Source organism: Clostridium sp. BL-8 (assembly GCF_002006495.1).
Lineage (GTDB): Bacteria > Bacillota > Clostridia > Clostridiales > Clostridiaceae > Clostridium.
Genome location: NZ_LZZL01000030.1, coordinates 40,847 through 58,925, shown reverse-complemented (window position 1 = coordinate 58,925; position 18,079 = coordinate 40,847). Strand labels below are relative to the sequence as shown.

Below are 18,079 nucleotides of genomic sequence, written 5' to 3'. Positions count from 1 at the left end.
GCTCAATTTCAAATGCCTGCTTCACAAAAATGTATATGATTTCTAGTATAGATACGCAAAAAAGTTTAACTTAATAGATAATTATTCTATACATAAATCAAGTTTTTAATGTGTTTATATGTATGCAATTCACTAGTGAAAAGAAGATGTATTTATATCAGAGGTATAAAGAAATTGGATTATAATAATGAAAAGTAGTTATAAGGCTAAATTAATTAAAAACATCAACATCATAACTGTTCTTAATAGTTACGCAAACGAAGATATTTTAAATCATAAAATATCTTCGTTTGTTTATGTTATATCTTAAATTAGTTTACATTTCAATTGTTGATTTTAAACCTGAAATCATAAAAGGAAGAACTTCTTTAACTAATAGAGAAGTATCTTTTAAAGTGTCTTTACTATGCCAGCGTTTAGTAGCACAATATATGCCGCTGCTAATCATAACGGTAAGTAATTCTAATTTATCTTCTTCATTTTTTGAAAAAGTTTTGTTATTCATTAGCATACTTAGTATTATGTCTTGCAATTTAAGTTGAACTTTGATATCGATTAATACAGCTGCGGATTTATACAATCTGGTATAGTTAGTACCTATAGATTTATGATAATCACACATAATAAGGATTAAATTGTGTAAAGTTTCCTCATTTAACTCTTTCTCAGAATTAATTCTGCTTGATACAATTGACATAAACCTATCAGATATAAAAGAATCTAATAAATCATATTTATCTTGAAAATGAGCATAAAAGGTCGAACGATTTACTGGTGCTCTCTTTGCGATATCCTTAACAGTTATATCTTCAAAGGATTTCTCCTTAGCTAGTGAAAGGAATGTATCTTGAATTAAACTCCGAGTTTTACTTGTTTGCTCCTCATTTTTTTGAGATTTTGACATGATTTTTTCCCTTTCTAAATTAACTTGTATTTATTTTCAACAAATTCATATCATAAGTATATATTTCTTAACAACCAACATTATAGAATTTTTGTTGGTTGAACTATTAATTTCAGTACATTATAATCATAGCATGCACAAATCGCTTTAACAACACGTGTTTAATAAACAAACGATTATGCTTTTATTTATAATTTGTATGAATAAGGAGAAAGCAAAATGAGTGAATTAAAACATAGAATTATTGAAACAAACGGTATTAAAATGCATATAGCTGAACAGGGAGAAGGACCACTTGTATTATTGCTTCATGGGTTCCCTGAGATATGGTATTCATGGAGGAATCAGATTCCTGTATTAGCTGAAGCAGGTTTCCATGTAGTAGCCCCAGATTTAAGAGGCTTTGGAGATACAGAGCAGCCAGAAGCTATTGATAAGTATACGCTTCTTCATTTAGTAGGTGATATAGTGGGATTATTAGATGCATTGAATGAAGAAAGGGCTGTAATAGTAGGAAATGACTGGGGAGCAACACTTGCATGGAATGCAGCATTATTAAGACCAGACAGATTCAGTGGAATTATTGCGTTAACAGTTCCTATGATGCCGCAACCGCCAATTCCTCCAACAACAGTTTTTCCACAGAATGAGAAAGAATTATTTTATACTCTCTATTTCCAAACCCCAGGTGTGGCGGAAAAAGAATTTGAGCAAGATGTACGTCTTACAGTACACAATTTATTTTACTCAGCTTCTAGAGATGCAGGTCCACGCAAAGATAATGATGGAACTCCAAATCCATTTAACATGGTATCAAGAGAATACGGCTTACTTTCAGCATTACCAACACCTAGAACAACCTCTTGGCTTACAGAAAAGGATTTAGATGTTTATGCAGAGGCATTTGCCAAAACAGGCTTCCGTGGAGGATTGAATTATTATCGTAATTTAGATAGAAATAGAGAATTATTAAGCTGCTTTAATGGAGTGAAAGTAACAATTCCAGCTCTATTTATGATAGGGGAGAGTGATGTTGGTTTAAGCATTCCGGGAATGGAGCAAATAATTTCTGGAATGAAGAATCTTGTTTCAAACCTTCGTGAAACTATATTTCTTAAAGATTGCGGGCATTGGGCACAGCAGGAAAAATCAGAAGAAGTAAATAAAGCGATAATTTCATTTCTTAAAGATCTTTAATTTATATATATTGAAATTTGCAATGTACAGTTTACAATTGTAAATTATGCATTGTAAATTGTTAGTCATAACATATATATTTCAGAAGAGTAAAATGATTTTTTATATATTATAAATATGAAATTTATTGAGATGAGAATAAGCTGAAATGTACGCATATTATAAAAATAAGAAAAGCTTAGAGACATCATATCTAAGCTTTTCTTGAATAATATATTTATACTAAGCAACTTCTTGTATTAACTTTGAGGCAGCTGGTTTTACACTTGCATTATGTGTTTCAGCTTTCATTATTGAAGTTAAAATTATAGATACTAGGCATAAGGCACCCACAATTATAAAGGTAGGTATAAATCCACCAGCTATTGCAGCGATAAATGAACCTGCAAGAGCTCCAAAGCCAAAGCCCTGATAGATAATTCCATAATTTTTAGTCTGGTTCTTCAAGCCGAAGAAATCACCTACAATAGTAGGGAATACTGTAATATTTCCGCCAAAGCAAAATGCAATTGAAGCAACGCAGGCGAAGAAAATCATGAAGTCTAAATGTACAAAACTTAAAACAAATACTGAAACAGTTGTTACAGCTAAGGTAAAGAGTATTACATTTAATCTTCCAAGTCTATCAGATAAGGCACCAAGGATGATTCTGCCGGCTGTATTAAAGATTGCTATCATAGCAACTGCATTTGCGGCTACAGCAGGTGTAAGACCAGCCAATTGAACACCTATATCTTTAACAATTCCTATTAAATAAAGACCACTCATACATGCTGTGAAGAATATTACAAATAGAAAATACGCTTCTTTAGTTTTTAACATTTCTTTTACTGAAAAATCTTTTTTATCTACGTTACCGTTAGAATGATTAGCTGATGTATTTATTACAGGGGCATCTTTTATTAATTGAGCACCAATAACAACTAGTACCATAATTATTATTCCCCAGTACAAAAATGCTTCCGAAACACCTACACTACTGATTAAGCCGCCATTAATATATTTAAATATTAAACTTCCAGTACCATAAGCTCCAACTGAAATACCTGAGATAAGTCCTTTTTTCTCAGGAAACCATTTAATACAGTTTGAAAGTGATGTAAGATATGCTATACCATCTGCAGCACCAACTATTACACCAGCTGTTAAATATAACATAGATATTGAAGTAACTTTAGAGGTTAATATTAGTCCAGCGCCTAGAACTAAACCTGAAATTGATATTAGCTTTCGAATTCCTAATTTATCTTGAAGTTTTCCTCCAGCTAAAGTAGAGAAGGCTAAAGCAAAACTTGTTATAGAAAAGGTAACAGTTACCCCACTCAACTGCCAGCCAAATTTATCTACTAAAGGTTGATTAAATAAACTCCAAGTATAAATTGTTCCAAGACCTAATTGTGCAATAATTGTACCTAAAACTATTAACCATCGATTTTCAGTTTTTTCTTTCATCGTTCATCGCTCCTTAATTATATACAAATATTTATTAAGGCATTTACAACATTCTTTAGTTAACTCTTTATGTTGCTTGCTTCCTTGACTTTATTATAAGTCCGTGAAATAGAAACTTACGCTTTATTGAACGAAATGCATAAAAATCGACATGGGATACATTTATATATTCATAAGTTGTTTAAACTCTTTTATGTTACTCCTGCTTACAGGAATTTGGAAATCTATATCCTGAAGTTTTAAATTGTAAGTGTTATTAAACCAAGGTATGATTTCTCTGATTTTATTTACATTAACAATATAGGATCTATGGCATTTAAAGAAAGTATCCTTCGGAAGAGTTTCATAGAACTCAGCTATACCAAGGTTCACTGAATACTCATCATTTTTGGTAAAAACATGGGTTATTCTTTCTTCAGCAGCACAGTAATATATATCATTCATAGAGACTACTATTATTTTTTCATTTTTCCATAAATTTATTTTATTTGACAAGCTACTCTTAGGGACAGTATTTTCTTTGTCATTATTGACAGCTTCTAGTTTTTTTAGCATGGCTACAATTCTAGACTCTGAATAAGGCTTTAATATATAATCAAAGGCTTCTATTTCAAAGGCCTCTGCAGCATGTTCCTTATAAGCTGTTATAAAGACTATGTAAGGTTTTTTAGAAAACTTACTTATACTTTTAGCAAGTAATACTCCATCTAACGATGGTATGTTTATATCCATGAATATAATATCAATCTCATTATTTTGAATGAATTTAAGTACATCTATTCCATCTTCAAATTCATCTATAATTTCTATTTTGCTGTAATTTTTAATAAAAAATTTAAGTTCTTCTCGTGCTAAGAACTCATCTTCAACTATTATAGCTTTCATATGATCACCTTCTCTTATATTCTCTTTATATAAAATTCTATCTTAGTACCTTTTTCTAATCTTTTTATAATAAGCCCTTCTCCGTAAATAAGCTTAATCCTCAAATGTACGTTATATAATCCTATTTTATTTTCAGGTACTGAATTAGTATAAACATTTTTAATTGCCTCTTCACTTATGCCTATGCCGCTGTCAATTATAGAAATCTTAACTTTTTCTCCTTCTTCTTTTACGATAATTTGTACTGTTCCGAGTCCTTTGTCTTTTAAGATGCCGTGAATTATGGCATTTTCTACTAAAGGCTGTATTGTAAGACTTGGTATCTTAATATTAACATCATCTATATCATAAATTACATTCAATTTATTTCCAAATCTGGCCTTTTCTATTTCTATATAATCTTTTACCTGTTGCAATTCCTTTTTTATATCAATAAATTCGCTGTTTAATTCCAAATTATATCTTAAATAGCTGGCAAGGTTTATTATAAGTTCCCTTGCTTTATTTGGATCTATTCGTATAAAAGAAGTTATGGCGTTTAGAGCGTTAAATAAAAAATGCGGATTTATCTGTCTTTGAAGAGCTTTAAGTTCTGCTTTATTAGCCATTTCTTTCATTTGTTCAACCTTTGATACCTCCATCAAAGTTGATATAATTTGAGAGAGCCCTACTGCAAGAGTTTGAAGAGAATAAGTTATCCTGTTAGAACTTGCATAGTATATTTTCAAAGCGCCTACAACTTCATTTTTGACCTTAAGTGGAATTACAATTGCTGATTTCAGCATTGAACTTTTATCCTGAAAACCATTGTTTTTGATGACTATCTTATCATTGCTTATGGCTTCCTTAGTTGCTTCGGTTATTATCTCGTGTTCAATGTTATAATATTCTTTTCCAATCCCAATATAAGCCAGGATATTTCTTGTATCAGTTATCGATACGGCATCGGCTTTAATATCATCACGTATAATGGTACAGATTTTATTTAGAGAATCACTGTTTACATTTCTAAAATAAGGAAGAGTTTTATTAGCTATATCAAGTGCTAGTTTTGCCTGCTTGGCGGCTATTTTTTCCTTATCATCTTCTATACTTTGAATTAATTGCACAATAAAGCCAACAGAAACCTGCCCAAGTATCATTGGAAACGCTATTTTAGATACTATATCTAATCCTAAGGAAAGGGGCTTGCTTAATAAGAGTATAAGGAGCATGGTTATGGTTTCAGAAAATACTCCAGCTATTATTCCAGCTATCCATCTATAGTTTCTTTGAATTTTTCTATTAATATATCCAGCTATTATTCCGGCAGTTATACTGCTTATAAGACATGGTATTGAAGTTATTCCCCCTACATCCATCAGATATCTATGTACCCCGGATATTACTCCAGTTGTAATTCCGACTACTGGACCAAATATTATACCGCCAGATACTATGGCTATTGTTCTGACATTTACTAGAGAGCCTTCAACATTAACTCCAGTATAATTTGCCATTATAGCAAATAAAGAAAATACTGTGCATGCAACTATGTAATCTTTTTTACTGTAATTTTCATTTCGGAATATTTCTCTAAAGCCTCTAAGTCTTGTTATGACAAACAAACACAGGAGCAGCAGTGCAACTCTATCCACAAATTGAGTTAATATATATTGAGCTAGAATGTTATATAGATAGTTCAATTTGAATTCATCTCGCTTTCTTGTCAAAGTAGGACAGCAGCAACGCGATTCTGCTGTTATTTGTATGACTTTAATTATAACATTGCTTTAGTAATAATCAAAAAAATAATGGAGAGTTCACTTTTTAAATTAAAAGATCGCTAAGATAAATGGAAACAACAATATAATTTAAAAAAGTATTTACACCTATAATATTGCAAATTCACATGCAATATTATAGGGATTTTAGTATTTGTATGTATAACTTTGAAATTTTATAACACAAGATTAAGTTCAAAATAGAGTGTTTTCAAAAAAATGTAGTAATTTAGTGGAAAAAAATTCTGAAAAAGGGTTTATATTTTCTTATGTAAAGCATATTTCATTATTAGGGAAATAAAATCAGAATATAAATTAATTAAAAAAATAAAGGGGAATGATAAATATGAGAGAAAGAAAGTATGTAAAGTTTAAAGTGAGCATGTATTATGATACTAAATTCAAAATAATCGATATGAAGCGTGAAAGGGATCTTATTCATTATGTTTGGACTAGGGTTGTGGTTTTAGCTGGAAAGGTTAATTTAGAAGGAGAGTTATATCTTTCTAAAAATATTCCTTATACAATAGAGACTTTGGCTATAGAGTTTAATAGAGACGTCGATGGTGTAAAAGCAGCTTTTGATGTGTTAATGGAATTAGAGATGGTTGAACTTACTGAAGATAAGGTATATAAAGTAATAAATTTTGCAAAGCACCAAAATATAAAGGTTAAAGAAAAAAATAAGTTATCAAATATAGAAGAAACTATAAAAAATAGAGTTAATGATGAAAAAGAAGGATATAACCCAAAAGTACAGGAGAAAATTGTTAAGCAACAAGATAATATTTGTAGGGGAGAGGAAGAAAAAATAAATAAAAATGAATCGAATTGTTTAAAAGAAGATGTAATAGAAAATGAACAAAGTAATAAGGTAAAAGATTTAACGGATGTTACTGTTAACAAAAATATCAGTATTGTCAATGATAATATGATTTATAAAGGGGGAAAGGAGAACATAACTGATAATAAGATGAGCAGTGGAGCAAAAAGTAGTCTTCCTCTAATTCTAGACGCTAAAGAAAGTAATGTGAAAAAGAAAAAAGATGCTTTATTTGAAATGTCAGAAGAAAATGACGATGAAGATATATGTGGGTTTACTGATGGAGAATATAAATTAGCACCAGGAGAGAGTATCATTACGACTCTTTCGTTTTCTTAAGGTAAGATTAATATTTTTGGAGTCTATAACCCGAATATTAGAGATTTAAAGATATATGGTGAGTTTTATAGAATAAGAATATATGTAATTTCATTAAGCTTTAAAAAAAACTGAGACAAAGCTTTCATATATGTAGGAATTTATTGACTTAGCAAAGGTATTAAGGTAATATAACAAGGATAAGTATGTTATAATTGGGAGTGAAATAATGAAAAATATTATAACAAAAGTACTACCTAATGGAATTGCAGAAGAAGTTGGAATTGAAGTTAATGATGTTTTATTATCAATAAATGATAACAAGATAGATGATGTTATAGATTATAAATTCTTATCTGCTGATGAGGAAATTGTTTTAGAAATAGAAAAACCTGATGGTGAAGTATGGGAAGTTGAAATAGAAAAGGAATATGGAGAGGACTTAGGCATAGAATTTGGCGGAGGCATAATGGATAAGGCAAAATCATGCAGCAATAAGTGCATCTTTTGTTTTATAGATCAGCTGCCAGATGGCATGAGGGAGACTCTGTATTTTAAGGACGATGATTCTAGATTATCTTTTTTACAAGGTAATTTTGTAACTTTAACTAATATGAAAGATGAAGATATTGACAGAATAATTAAATATCATATTAGTCCAATAAATATTTCTGTGCATACGACTAATCCAGAGCTAAGAGTTCAAATGTTAAATAACAGATTTGCAGGAAGCGTTTTTGAGAGAATGAAAAGATTAGCAGAGGCAGGCATTTCTATGAATGCACAGATAGTTTGTGTTCCAGGAATAAACAATGGAGAGGAACTTAAAAGAACAATTGAGGATTTATATACCTTATATCCACAAGTTTCAGATGTTGCAGTAGTGCCAATAGGAATAACTAAGTTCAGGCAAGGACTTAAACATGTTAATACATATACAAAGGAAGGATCCATAAAAGAAATTGAAAGTATTAGTAAGCTTCAAGAGAGATATATTAAAGAAACTGGATCACCATTTGTTAGATTATCTGATGAATTTTATTTAGTTGCAGGCAAGGAAATTCCTAATGAGGAATTTTATGATGACTATCATCAAATAGAAGATGGTATAGGCATGGTGAGATGCTTTAGAGATGCTATAGACAGCACTTTAGATGAGCTAGATGTAGGAATGAAAGAAAGTTTTTCTATTGTTACAGGAGAGCTTGCTTATAATGAATTGTTAGCTGCCAGCAAAAGGATAAAAGAGAAAAATCCAAACATACAGCTTGATGTTTATAAGGTAATAAATAACTACTTTGGTGAAACAATTACCATAGCAGGTCTTTTGACTGGAACTGATATAATAAATCAGCTAAAGGGAATAATAAGTACTAAGTATTTATTGATGTCTAATAACATGTTCAGAAAAGGATATGAATTAGCAGACTCTGATGAACAAATTATGCTGGATGATATGAAAATTAAAGATATTGAATCGGCTTTGGATGTTAAAGTAATTGTAGTTGATTACACAGGAGAAGATTTGATTGAGAAACTAAATGAGGCATGTGAAAGAAAATAATACGAATATGCCTAAATATAAAGAGGAGGAATAATAATGGGTAAACCGATTGTTGCAATAGTTGGAAGACCGAATGTTGGAAAGTCAACGTTATTTAATAGACTGGCGGGGAAGAGAATTTCAATAGTACAAGATACGCCAGGAGTTACTAGAGATAGAGTGTATGCGGAAGCAGAATGGTTAAATTATAGTTTTACTATGATAGATACGGGTGGTATTGAACCGGAAAGAGACGATATTATAGTCAAGCAAATGAGAAGACAGGCAAATATTGCAATTGAGACAGCAGATGTGATTGTATTCATTGTTGATGGTAAAGAAGGTTTAACACCATCAGATAATGAAGTTGCAGCTATGCTTAGAAAAAGTAAAAAGCCAGTTGTTTTAGTAGTTAATAAGGTTGATTCTTTAAAGGAAGAGGATAATGCTTGGGAATTCTATAATTTAGGTATAGGAGATCCAGTAACAATATCAGCATCACAAGGTTTAGGTCTTGGAGATATGCTTGATAAAGTAGTTGAAAACATTGATAAATCTGTATATGAAGAAGAAGAGGATGAATATATTAGAATTGCCATGATTGGTAAGCCTAATGTAGGAAAATCTTCATTAATTAATAAATTACTTGGTGAAGAAAGAGTAATAGTATCAGATGTACCAGGTACTACAAGAGATGCAATAGACAGCCACTTAGAAACAGAAAACGGAAAGTTCATTTTAATTGATACAGCAGGACTTAGAAGAAAGAGCAAAGTTAAAGAAGAAATTGAAAGATACAGCGTAGTAAGAACCTATGCAGCAATTGAAAGAGCAGATGTATGCATACTTATGATAGATGCAACTGAAGGTATTACAGAACAAGATGAAAAGATTATTGGTTATGCTCACGAAATGAGAAAAGCTATCATGGTTATAGTTAATAAGTGGGATCTTGTTGAAAAAGATGATAAAACTTTAGATAAATTTAAAAAAGACTTACAACAAAATTTGAAATTCTTAAGTTATGCTGAATATCTGTTTATTTCTGCATTAACTGGTCAAAGAGTAGGAAAAGTTCTTGATGTAGCAAAATATTGCTACGACAATTATAATAAGAGAATTTCAACAGGAATATTAAATGATGTTATAAGTAAGGCTGTTCTTATGAAAGAGCCCCCAGTAGTTTCTCTTAAGAGAATGAAGATTTACTATGTAACTCAGGTTGCAACTAGACCACCAAAGTTTGTTTTCTTTGTAAATGATGAAAGTACAAGACAGTTTTCATATGAGAGATATCTAGAAAATCAATTAAGAAATAGTTTTGACTTTAAAGGAACTGGTATTCAGATTGAATATAGACAAAGAAAGGAATAATTATGAGTAAAATTACTTTTCTAGGAGGAGGCAGTTTTGGAACTGCCTTAGCTGCTTTGCTTGCAGAAAAAAATAATATTGTTAATATATATGACAGAGATCAAAATGTTGTTAACGAAATTAACCTTGAGAGAAAAAATGAAAAGTATATGAAAGACTTAATAATTCCAAACGGAGTTACTGCGTTTAATAACATTGATGAGGCTATAAAGGATGCTGAATATATAGTATTATCAGTTCCTTCACATGTTATCAGAAGCATGTGTAAAGCAATAAAAGGTAAAGTAGCTAATGATGTACCAATAATATCAATTGCTAAAGGAATTGAAGAAAGCAGTGATAAAAGACTATCAGTTGTAATTGAAGAAGAACTTAAGAATCCTATAGTAGTTTTATCAGGTCCAAGTCATGCTGAAGAAGTTGTTATGAAAATACCAACCACTATTGTAAGTACTTCTAAAGATATGAAATGTGCAACAGATGTCCAAGATTTATTTATGACTCCGTATTTTAGGGTGTACACTAATGACGACTTAATTGGTGTTGAAGTTGGTGGAGCCGTAAAGAATATTATAGCACTGGCAGCAGGAGTTATTGATGGGCTTGGCTATGGTGATAATACTAAAGCAGCACTTCTTACAAGAGGTATGAAGGAAATTACTAGAATTGGAATAGCTCTTGGAGGTAGAATAGAGACTTTCTATGGACTTACTGGTATGGGAGATTTAATAGTTACCTGCACATCTATGCATTCTAGAAATAGGAGAGCAGGATTATTGATTGGTAAGGGCATGTCTGTTGATGAAGCTTTAAAAGAAGTCGGCATGGTTGTTGAAGGCGTAAAAGCATGCAGGGCTTTTTATGAACTAAAAGAAAAGATCGGCATATCAATGCCAATAACTGATGGGCTTTATAAAGGTTTATTTGAAGGTAAAGATGCTAAAGTTATTGTTGATGAGCTTATGAATAGAGATAAGAAAAGTGAATTATTTTAATATATAACTTTGAAATTAAAAGTGTGTAATTTTTGGTGTAAGCAGCACACAACAATTTAATTTAAATAAATAATTATTGAATGTAGTGTATATAAGGTAGATTCTTAAAGAGGATATGTATATAGACATTTAAAAATAATAGGCTGATATAATTCTATATTTGGTCTGTTATTTTTTTTGCTTATATTGAGATTTATATTAGGTGAGTGGAGAAACATGGGGGAAATTTGTGTTGCTCCACTTTTTTTATTATAGGAGGAAATTATAGAATTCCGAAGAGGATAAGAAGACATAGAATCAAGCTTGAGAACTTTTAAAATGTTAAGCTATAACAATAATGAAGAATGTATTAGAAGATTACTAATATAATTTTATGAAATTGTAGCTAAATGCGTAAGGGCTACAGGGATTAGCAAACGTTTTTTATAAGATAACAAAAGGCAAGCAATTACTTAGATATTACTCTAAGTAATTGTATAATTAAATCGTTTTTATGAATGTAAAATAGAAATTGTCTATCTATTAATTATTGCTAGAATGCTTAGTATCATCAATGGAATCATAGAAAGCGATTTTTAACTTAATAATATTTTGATTCTTTTTAAGTTCAGCAATCTGCCTTGAAATATTCTTGCTGTGGTCAACCATCATTTGCTTTCTTAGAGGCACAGTCTCCTCGCCCTGCATGTATAGATCAATATATTGCTTAATTTCTTTGACTTGCATCCCAGTATTTTTTAAACAACAGATTATTTTGATCGCTTCCAAATCGGATTCACTAAACTGCCGATTGCCTGCACTATTTCTAGAAACAAATGGAAGTAGTCCTTCTTTATCGTAAAAGCGAATTGTATGGACTGAAAGATCAAATATTTTCGCTACATCATTGATAGTATACATATTTAAAATCTCCTTAAAATAAAAATATTACAATTATCTTGACTTAGATAGAACTCTAAGTGATACCATTATTATAGATCATGCAAGACTTAACTTCAAGTAGTGCATGAAATTACAATCACAAGGAGGATATGAAAAATATGATGCAAAAAAGTAGAATGACTATGCAAGATAAACATATCGCTCTGGTTACAGGAGCTAATCAAGGAATTGGTCTTCAAATAGCAAAGGATCTTGTGGAACATGGTTTGACTGTACTGGTTGGGTCACGTAATCTCGAACGTGGTGAGGCTGCAGTCAAGGAGGTTGGACCAAACGCTATTGCACTCCAGCTTGATGTAACAGATCAGGCTTCAATCACTGCAGCTGCGGAGTACATCCGTAAGGAGTTTGGACACCTCGACGTGCTTGTCAATAACGCCGCTATCTTTAATACGAGTAAGTCGCCAGGCATGTCTCTTGATGAGTACGCTAATTCGACCAGACCAAGCAATGTGTCACTTGATGAAATGCGAGAAGTATGGGAAACGAACGTGTTTGGTGTCCTTTCTGTTTACCAAGCGATGCTACCGCTTTTGCGTGAGGCTCCAGCAGCCAGAATCGTTAATGTATCGAGCGGACTTGGTTCGCTGACAATGAACTCTGACCCGACCTACGCCAATCGCTCGCATTTCACTTCTGTCTACCCTGCGTCCAAGACGGCTCTCAATGCTTTGACATTAGCAATGGCAATTGAGCTGGAGTCGACAGACATAAAGGTAAATGCCGTCTCTCCTGGTTTCGTGAAGACAAACCTCAATAACTATGCAGGTACGGAGTCTGTCAAAGAGGGAGCACGTGAGGCAGTGCGTGTTGCGTTATTAGGTCCGGATGGTCCAACAGGTAAATTTACGCACGCAAAACTTGGAACTCTTCCATGGTAATTGGTAAAGTCGAAAAACTATCGATCGATACAGCTAAGCCAGTAGTTTTCGTCAGCTTTTCAATGTCTGAACTTATACGGCTTTGTTATGATTTTACGCAGTCTATTTGAACTAGAGAGGCTAAGCCTTGATTAAAAAGGCTACTAGAATGCCTTTTTGTAGAGGAAATCATAGAATTTCGAAGAGTCTAAAGATAGATGAAATCTATCTTTAGACTCTTTAATATGTTGAGCTATACTTATAAAGTTAGGAGGGATATAGAGGGGAAATTGTAAAAATTTATACCAATAATTAGTGGTAAATTAACTAAAATGAAAAAAGGACTACTTAAATATTGATATTACTTTAAGTAGTCTTTTTCTTTATAATTCGCGAAAATTCAACCACATAATTTAATATTACTCTACAGCTAAATTTTTTGATATAGTATTTTTAAGAAGCATTATTAAAGAAAACCTTTTTAGCAATTTCAAAAGCTGATGCCGCTCTTGGCCAGCCAACATAAAAGGCAAGATGTGTTATAGCTTCAATTATTTCATCTTCTTTTACCCCATTATTTTTAGCGAGCTTTAGATGATATTCTAATTGTTCTGTATTTTGTCCAGCTACTAATGCTGATATTGTGATAATACTTCTATCCCTTAGAGAAAGTTCTTCTCTTCTCCATGAATCACCAAAAAGAATTTCATCAGTGTATTTTACAAAAGCTGGAGCAAAGTCACCTAGAGTTTTCTTTGCAGTAGATATTATTGCTTTATTCTTCATTGATATTCCTTCCTTTCTACATTTTATTAAATATTGATTTTATTTGATCATTTGCGCTTTACCTTCTCCAAAGGACCAGTCTTCTAATTGGGTTTCTATAAGCATTATGAACACATTTTCTTTAGGAATTTTGCAATTTATAAATAGCTTGTCAGCAATACTTCTATATAATTCCTTTTTTTGTCCACTAGTTCTGCCTGATCCACATGTAATTTGAATATATAGAATACCATCGGTCCTGTTTTTGCTAATAAGATAATTCTCATCATAGAAAATTTCTTCTTTTTTATGAGAATCAAAAACTTGAAAATAATCGTTTGAAGGAATATTAAATTTTTCAATAAGTGAATTTAATATATTTTCGCTTATTAAAGATAACTCTTTCTTATTATATTTGTCTTTATTATAACTTACTCTAACAAATGGCATTTTAAAAATCGCCTCCTTTTATTTGATATATTAATTTTACGATAGATATTTTTATTTGTATAATTGAATTAATTAATAAAGATTATCGATTTAATAGATGAAGATGAGGAATTAAAAATGGATTTAAAAGAACTTATTACTTTTCGTACTATTATTCAAGAAAGGACTTTTTCAAATGCAGCAATTAAGCTACATTATGCTCAATCTACTATAACTAATCAAGTTCAACGTTTAGAAAGAGAATTAGGTATTAAACTATTTGAGAGGGGATGGGATGCAGAATTGACTCCTGCTGGAAAAATATTTGCAGAAGAAGTTGATGAGCTTATTAAACATTGGAATTTTGTATCAGAACAAGCAAAGTTTTTACAAAAAGAAGAAATAGGCATTTTAAATATAGGAATAATAGAAACCATTGCAGTCAATATTTTACCAAGAGCACTTAAAAAGTTTGCTGAATATAAACCTAATATTACCTGTAATTTTATTGTTGGAAATACAGATTCCCTATCAAATGCTTTATTTAATAATTCTATAGATTTTGCTATTTGCTCAAACAGTAATAGATACAACTTGGACTTTGAGCCTATTTATAATGAGAAGATATCTTTTATTGTTGTTAATAATCATCTCTTTGCTGAAAAGAAATCAATTTCTATAGATAAATTGTTAGAATATCCTCTTATCATAGGTGGAAAAGATTGCTTATATAGCATTAGATTAGAAGAGGAACTTTTGAAGCTTCCTAAAAAGCCATTTTGTTATTCTGTTAGTCAAATATCTTCAATTCCTTCATTCGTAGAAAAACTTTCTGGCATAGGAGTGGTAATTTCATCTTTACAATTATCTGGAAAATTTGTGAGGCTTCCAATTAGTATTGGTGACCCATATATTCAAATTGGAATTTTGAAACAAGTCAAGAATCACTATATGTCTTCTACAAAAAAGTTATTTTTAGAAATTTTGAAGGAAGAAATTTTACTAGAGAAGTTATGATAAACGAATTAAATGTAAAGCTTCAACAAGAGGGTGTCAGAATTGTTATCAAGGGAATAGCAGAAATATTGGAAAGTGCACGATTGGCTCCATCAGGAAACAATACACAGTCTTGGAATTATATTATAGTTAAATCTGAAGAACTGAGACGAAAAGTAATGGAGGCTTGTCATAATCAAAAATGGATGATGACAGCTCCTGTTTTTATTGTAAGTGTTGCAGATGTACGATGCAGAATAAAAGAAGATATATCAATCAATGATAATAGCTCACAAGATGAAGTGAAACGAATAATTAGAGATACAGCAATTTCAAATGGATATATGCTTTTGCAAGCGAATAATTCAGGATTGGGAGTTTGCTGGGTTGCAGAGTTTACGCAAGAAGAAATCAGACCAGTATTAAACATACCTTCTGATAAATATGTACTTGGAGTTATAACGGTTGGCTATCCCGATGAGGCTCCTAAATCTCAACCAAGAAAGAATATTAGTGATATAGTACATTATGAGTTTTGGTAATGCATGTTAGAAAGAAAAAGAGTTATCATTTACAACTGATGCGGCGAACAATACCATAAGTAAATGAGAGCTTTATTAAAATTTGATATAGAATTACTAGAAATAGACTGTCATATTGAAGCGTATTCGACTAAATAATGGATTAAATTCCAAAAATACAATATAATTTTAATATTATAAAAATATAATACAAAAAACGGTAAAATATAGTGTAAACTTTGTAGAAAAATATTATAATAAGATTATTAAACATAAATCATATGAAATATTGATTTTATTATAGGGGGATATTATGAGAAGTATAAAAACAAAATTAACGGTATTCTTTGGGATTTTAATAGGAGTTATTTGTATTGGGTTGGGCATAGTGTCGTTTATAAATTCGTCTAATGCATTAAAGTCTAATTTAAACAAAACTTTACCTAAAGTTGCAGAGCAAACTGCAGATGATATTCAAGGAAGAATTGAAGGAGAATTAAATTCAGTGGCAGCTATAGCTGCAAGACCAGATATAAATAATCCGAATGATCCTTTAAAAGATAAAATGTTAATTCTCTCCAATGAAGTTAAAAGAACTGGCTGCAATAGACTGAGCTATATTGATAAAGATGGTAATCTTACAAATACATTGGGAGGAACTTCTGATGTAAAGGAACGAGACTATTTTAAGAAAGCTATGAGTGGTAAAAGCAGTGTATCAGATCCATTAATAAATAAAACTGATGGAAGTATTATAGTTACATATGCAGTTCCTATTAAATACAATGATGAGATTGTAGGTGTATTAGCATCAGCACAAGATGGTAACGATTTAAGTGATTTGACAGATCAAGTTAAAATTGGACAAACAGGTACTGCTTTTATGGTGAATGGTACTGGAGTATCAATAGCTAATTCAAATAGGGATTTAGTTCTCCAAATGAGTAATGTAATTGAGGAAGCAAAAAAAGATACTAGTTTGCAGGGGTTAGCAAATATTGAGGATAAAATGATCTCTGGAGAAACAGGAATGGGTGAATATAAATATAATGGAGTGGATAAATTTGTTGGTTATGCTCCAGTAAAAGGAACTAATTGGTCTGTGGGTGTTTCCGTACAACAAAATGAAATATTATCAGAACTAAGCACTTTGCAACTTTCGGTTTTAGGATCATCCATGGTATTTATATTACTTGGACTTGGTATAATTTACATAATTTCAAATAAAATAGCTAATGGAATAAAGTCTACAGCAAAGCATTTGGGATTATTAGCAGAAGGTAATCTGTGTGAAGAAATTCCTGATAAATACTTGAAAGGAAAAGATGAAATTGGTACGATGACCAATGCAATGAAATCAATGCAGGAATCTTTGGGAACAATGATTAAAAAAATAAAAGAAAATTCTTCGAATATTAATGTCAAATCAGAAAATTTAGCGGCAATATCAGAAGAGATAGCAAGTGTATCACAAAATGTTGCACAGGCAATAACGGAAGTTGCAAAAGGTACAAGTAATCAATCCCAAGATTTAATAAATATAACAGATATTCTCGATGAATTCAGTAAGAATTTATCTGAAATGGTTAGAGAAATACAAGTTGTTGATTCAAATTCTAGAGAGATAAGTTTAATGGCAAATGGAAGTAGTAGTGAAATGCAAGGCCTAAATGCATCGGTAGAAAATATAAGCAATTTATTTAAAGAGTTTTATAATAAAATCATAGCACTTGGAAAAGATATAAATGAGATAAATGAAATTACAAGTCTTATAAATAGTATTGCAGAGCAAACAAATTTATTGGCATTAAATGCTGCTATTGAAGCAGCAAGAGCAGGGGAAGCTGGAAAAGGTTTTTCAGTTGTTGCTGATGAAATAAGAAAACTTGCTGAACAATCAAAAGAATCCTCTGAAAATATTAGTAAATTGGTAAATGTAATATCCAATAATGCTGATAACATAGTTAAGGAATCTGTTAATATGGATAATGAAATGAGAAATCAGGCTGAAATTATAGATAATTCACTAACATCTTTCAGCAAAATAATAATAGCTGTGGATGAAGTAATTCCTAAAATTGAAACAGTTAAAAGTTCTGCTGATAAAATAGAAAAGGATAAAAACGCTATTTTGACTAGAATAGATAGATTGTCTTCAATTTCAGTAGAAGTTTCTGCATCAGCAGAGGAAATTTCAGCATCATCAGAGGAAGTAAATGCTTCAACAGAAGAAGTGGCCTCTTCTGCACAAATACTTAGTAATATGACTAGTGAAATGATAGAGGAAGTAAATAAGTTTAAAGTTTAAAATA

16 protein-coding genes are annotated in these 18,079 nt (G+C 31.1%); 9 read left to right on the top strand and 7 right to left on the bottom strand.

The genetic code is table 11. The features are described 5' to 3' along the window. Positions 1 to 316: 316 nt before the first annotated feature. Positions 317 to 904: a TetR/AcrR family transcriptional regulator gene (locus CLOBL_RS12095; protein ID WP_242953831.1), complete on the bottom strand. Its 588-nt coding sequence runs from the start codon at positions 902 to 904 to the stop codon at positions 317 to 319. A gap of 219 nt (positions 905 to 1,123) precedes the next feature. On the opposite strand from CLOBL_RS12095, the gene CLOBL_RS12090 reads away from it, so the two are divergent. Then, positions 1,124 to 2,101 carry an alpha/beta hydrolase gene (locus CLOBL_RS12090; RefSeq protein ID WP_077859265.1) on the top strand — a complete coding sequence of 326 codons (978 nt, stop codon included), beginning with the start codon at positions 1,124 to 1,126 and terminating at the stop codon, positions 2,099 to 2,101. A 222-nt stretch (positions 2,102 to 2,323) separates the two neighbouring features. On the opposite strand, the gene CLOBL_RS12085 is transcribed toward CLOBL_RS12090, so the two are convergent. The 3 genes from CLOBL_RS12085 to CLOBL_RS12075 all read right to left on the bottom strand — a co-directional run bounded on the left by CLOBL_RS12085 (position 2,324) and on the right by CLOBL_RS12075 (position 6,045). Then, positions 2,324 to 3,553: an OFA family MFS transporter gene (locus tag CLOBL_RS12085; protein ID WP_077859264.1), complete on the bottom strand. Its 1,230-nt coding sequence runs from the start codon at positions 3,551 to 3,553 to the stop codon at positions 2,324 to 2,326. A gap of 162 nt (positions 3,554 to 3,715) precedes the next feature. Next, on the bottom strand, positions 3,716 to 4,438 hold the full coding sequence (locus tag CLOBL_RS12080) for a LytTR family DNA-binding domain-containing protein (protein ID WP_077859263.1): 723 nt from the start codon (positions 4,436 to 4,438) through the stop codon (positions 3,716 to 3,718). A gap of 14 nt (positions 4,439 to 4,452) precedes the next feature. After that, complete coding sequence (locus CLOBL_RS12075) at positions 4,453 to 6,045, bottom strand: sensor histidine kinase (protein WP_278281333.1); 1,593 nt, start codon at positions 6,043 to 6,045, stop codon at positions 4,453 to 4,455. A 502-nt stretch (positions 6,046 to 6,547) separates the two neighbouring features. Between CLOBL_RS12075 and CLOBL_RS12070 the strand changes: the two genes are divergently transcribed. The 4 genes from CLOBL_RS12070 (at position 6,548) to CLOBL_RS12055 (ending at position 11,254) form a co-directional block, all read left to right on the top strand. Further along, the gene (locus CLOBL_RS12070; protein WP_077859261.1) at positions 6,548 to 7,363 is read left to right on the top strand and encodes a phage replisome organizer N-terminal domain-containing protein; all 816 of its coding nucleotides are present in this window, start codon (positions 6,548 to 6,550) and stop codon (positions 7,361 to 7,363) included. Positions 7,364 to 7,571: 208 nt separating this feature from the next. Continuing rightward, positions 7,572 to 8,906, top strand: a complete 1,335-nt coding sequence (locus CLOBL_RS12065) for a DUF512 domain-containing protein (protein WP_077859260.1) — start codon at positions 7,572 to 7,574, stop codon at positions 8,904 to 8,906. 36 nt (positions 8,907 to 8,942) lie between these two features. Further along, positions 8,943 to 10,259 (top strand): ribosome biogenesis GTPase Der, encoded by a 1,317-nt coding sequence (gene der, locus CLOBL_RS12060; protein WP_077859259.1) that lies wholly within the window; start codon positions 8,943 to 8,945, stop codon positions 10,257 to 10,259. Between the two features lie 2 nt (positions 10,260 to 10,261). Then, the gene (locus CLOBL_RS12055; protein WP_077859258.1) at positions 10,262 to 11,254 is read left to right on the top strand and encodes an NAD(P)H-dependent glycerol-3-phosphate dehydrogenase; all 993 of its coding nucleotides are present in this window, start codon (positions 10,262 to 10,264) and stop codon (positions 11,252 to 11,254) included. A 522-nt stretch (positions 11,255 to 11,776) separates the two neighbouring features. On the opposite strand, the gene CLOBL_RS12050 is transcribed toward CLOBL_RS12055, so the two are convergent. Further along, positions 11,777 to 12,154: a MerR family transcriptional regulator gene (locus CLOBL_RS12050; RefSeq protein ID WP_077859257.1), complete on the bottom strand. Its 378-nt coding sequence runs from the start codon at positions 12,152 to 12,154 to the stop codon at positions 11,777 to 11,779. A 140-nt stretch (positions 12,155 to 12,294) separates the two neighbouring features. Here CLOBL_RS12050 and CLOBL_RS12045 point away from each other — a divergent pair, with 140 nt between their 5' ends. Continuing rightward, positions 12,295 to 13,077, top strand: a complete 783-nt coding sequence (locus CLOBL_RS12045; protein WP_207652357.1) for an SDR family oxidoreductase — start codon at positions 12,295 to 12,297, stop codon at positions 13,075 to 13,077. A gap of 432 nt (positions 13,078 to 13,509) precedes the next feature. Here CLOBL_RS12045 and CLOBL_RS12040 read toward each other — a convergent pair whose 3' ends face one another. After that, positions 13,510 to 13,842 carry a carboxymuconolactone decarboxylase family protein gene (locus CLOBL_RS12040; protein ID WP_077859256.1) on the bottom strand — a complete coding sequence of 111 codons (333 nt, stop codon included), beginning with the start codon at positions 13,840 to 13,842 and terminating at the stop codon, positions 13,510 to 13,512. A 39-nt stretch (positions 13,843 to 13,881) separates the two neighbouring features. Further along, positions 13,882 to 14,271, bottom strand: coding sequence for a tautomerase family protein (locus CLOBL_RS12035; RefSeq protein WP_077859255.1), 390 nt, complete (start codon positions 14,269 to 14,271; stop codon positions 13,882 to 13,884). A 117-nt stretch (positions 14,272 to 14,388) separates the two neighbouring features. Between CLOBL_RS12035 and CLOBL_RS12030 the strand changes: the two genes are divergently transcribed. The 3 genes from CLOBL_RS12030 to CLOBL_RS12020 all read left to right on the top strand — a co-directional run bounded on the left by CLOBL_RS12030 (position 14,389) and on the right by CLOBL_RS12020 (position 18,075). Further along, a complete protein-coding gene (locus CLOBL_RS12030) occupies positions 14,389 to 15,267 on the top strand; it encodes a LysR family transcriptional regulator (protein ID WP_077859254.1) in 879 nt (292 codons plus the stop codon). After that, positions 15,264 to 15,788 carry a nitroreductase family protein gene (locus tag CLOBL_RS12025; RefSeq protein WP_077859253.1) on the top strand — a complete coding sequence of 175 codons (525 nt, stop codon included), beginning with the start codon at positions 15,264 to 15,266 and terminating at the stop codon, positions 15,786 to 15,788. The genes CLOBL_RS12030 and CLOBL_RS12025 overlap by 4 nt, the downstream gene beginning before the upstream one ends. A gap of 292 nt (positions 15,789 to 16,080) precedes the next feature. Next, entirely contained in the window at positions 16,081 to 18,075 is a 1,995-nt protein-coding gene (locus CLOBL_RS12020) for a methyl-accepting chemotaxis protein (protein ID WP_077859252.1), read from the top strand. Positions 18,076 to 18,079 lie beyond the last annotated feature (4 nt).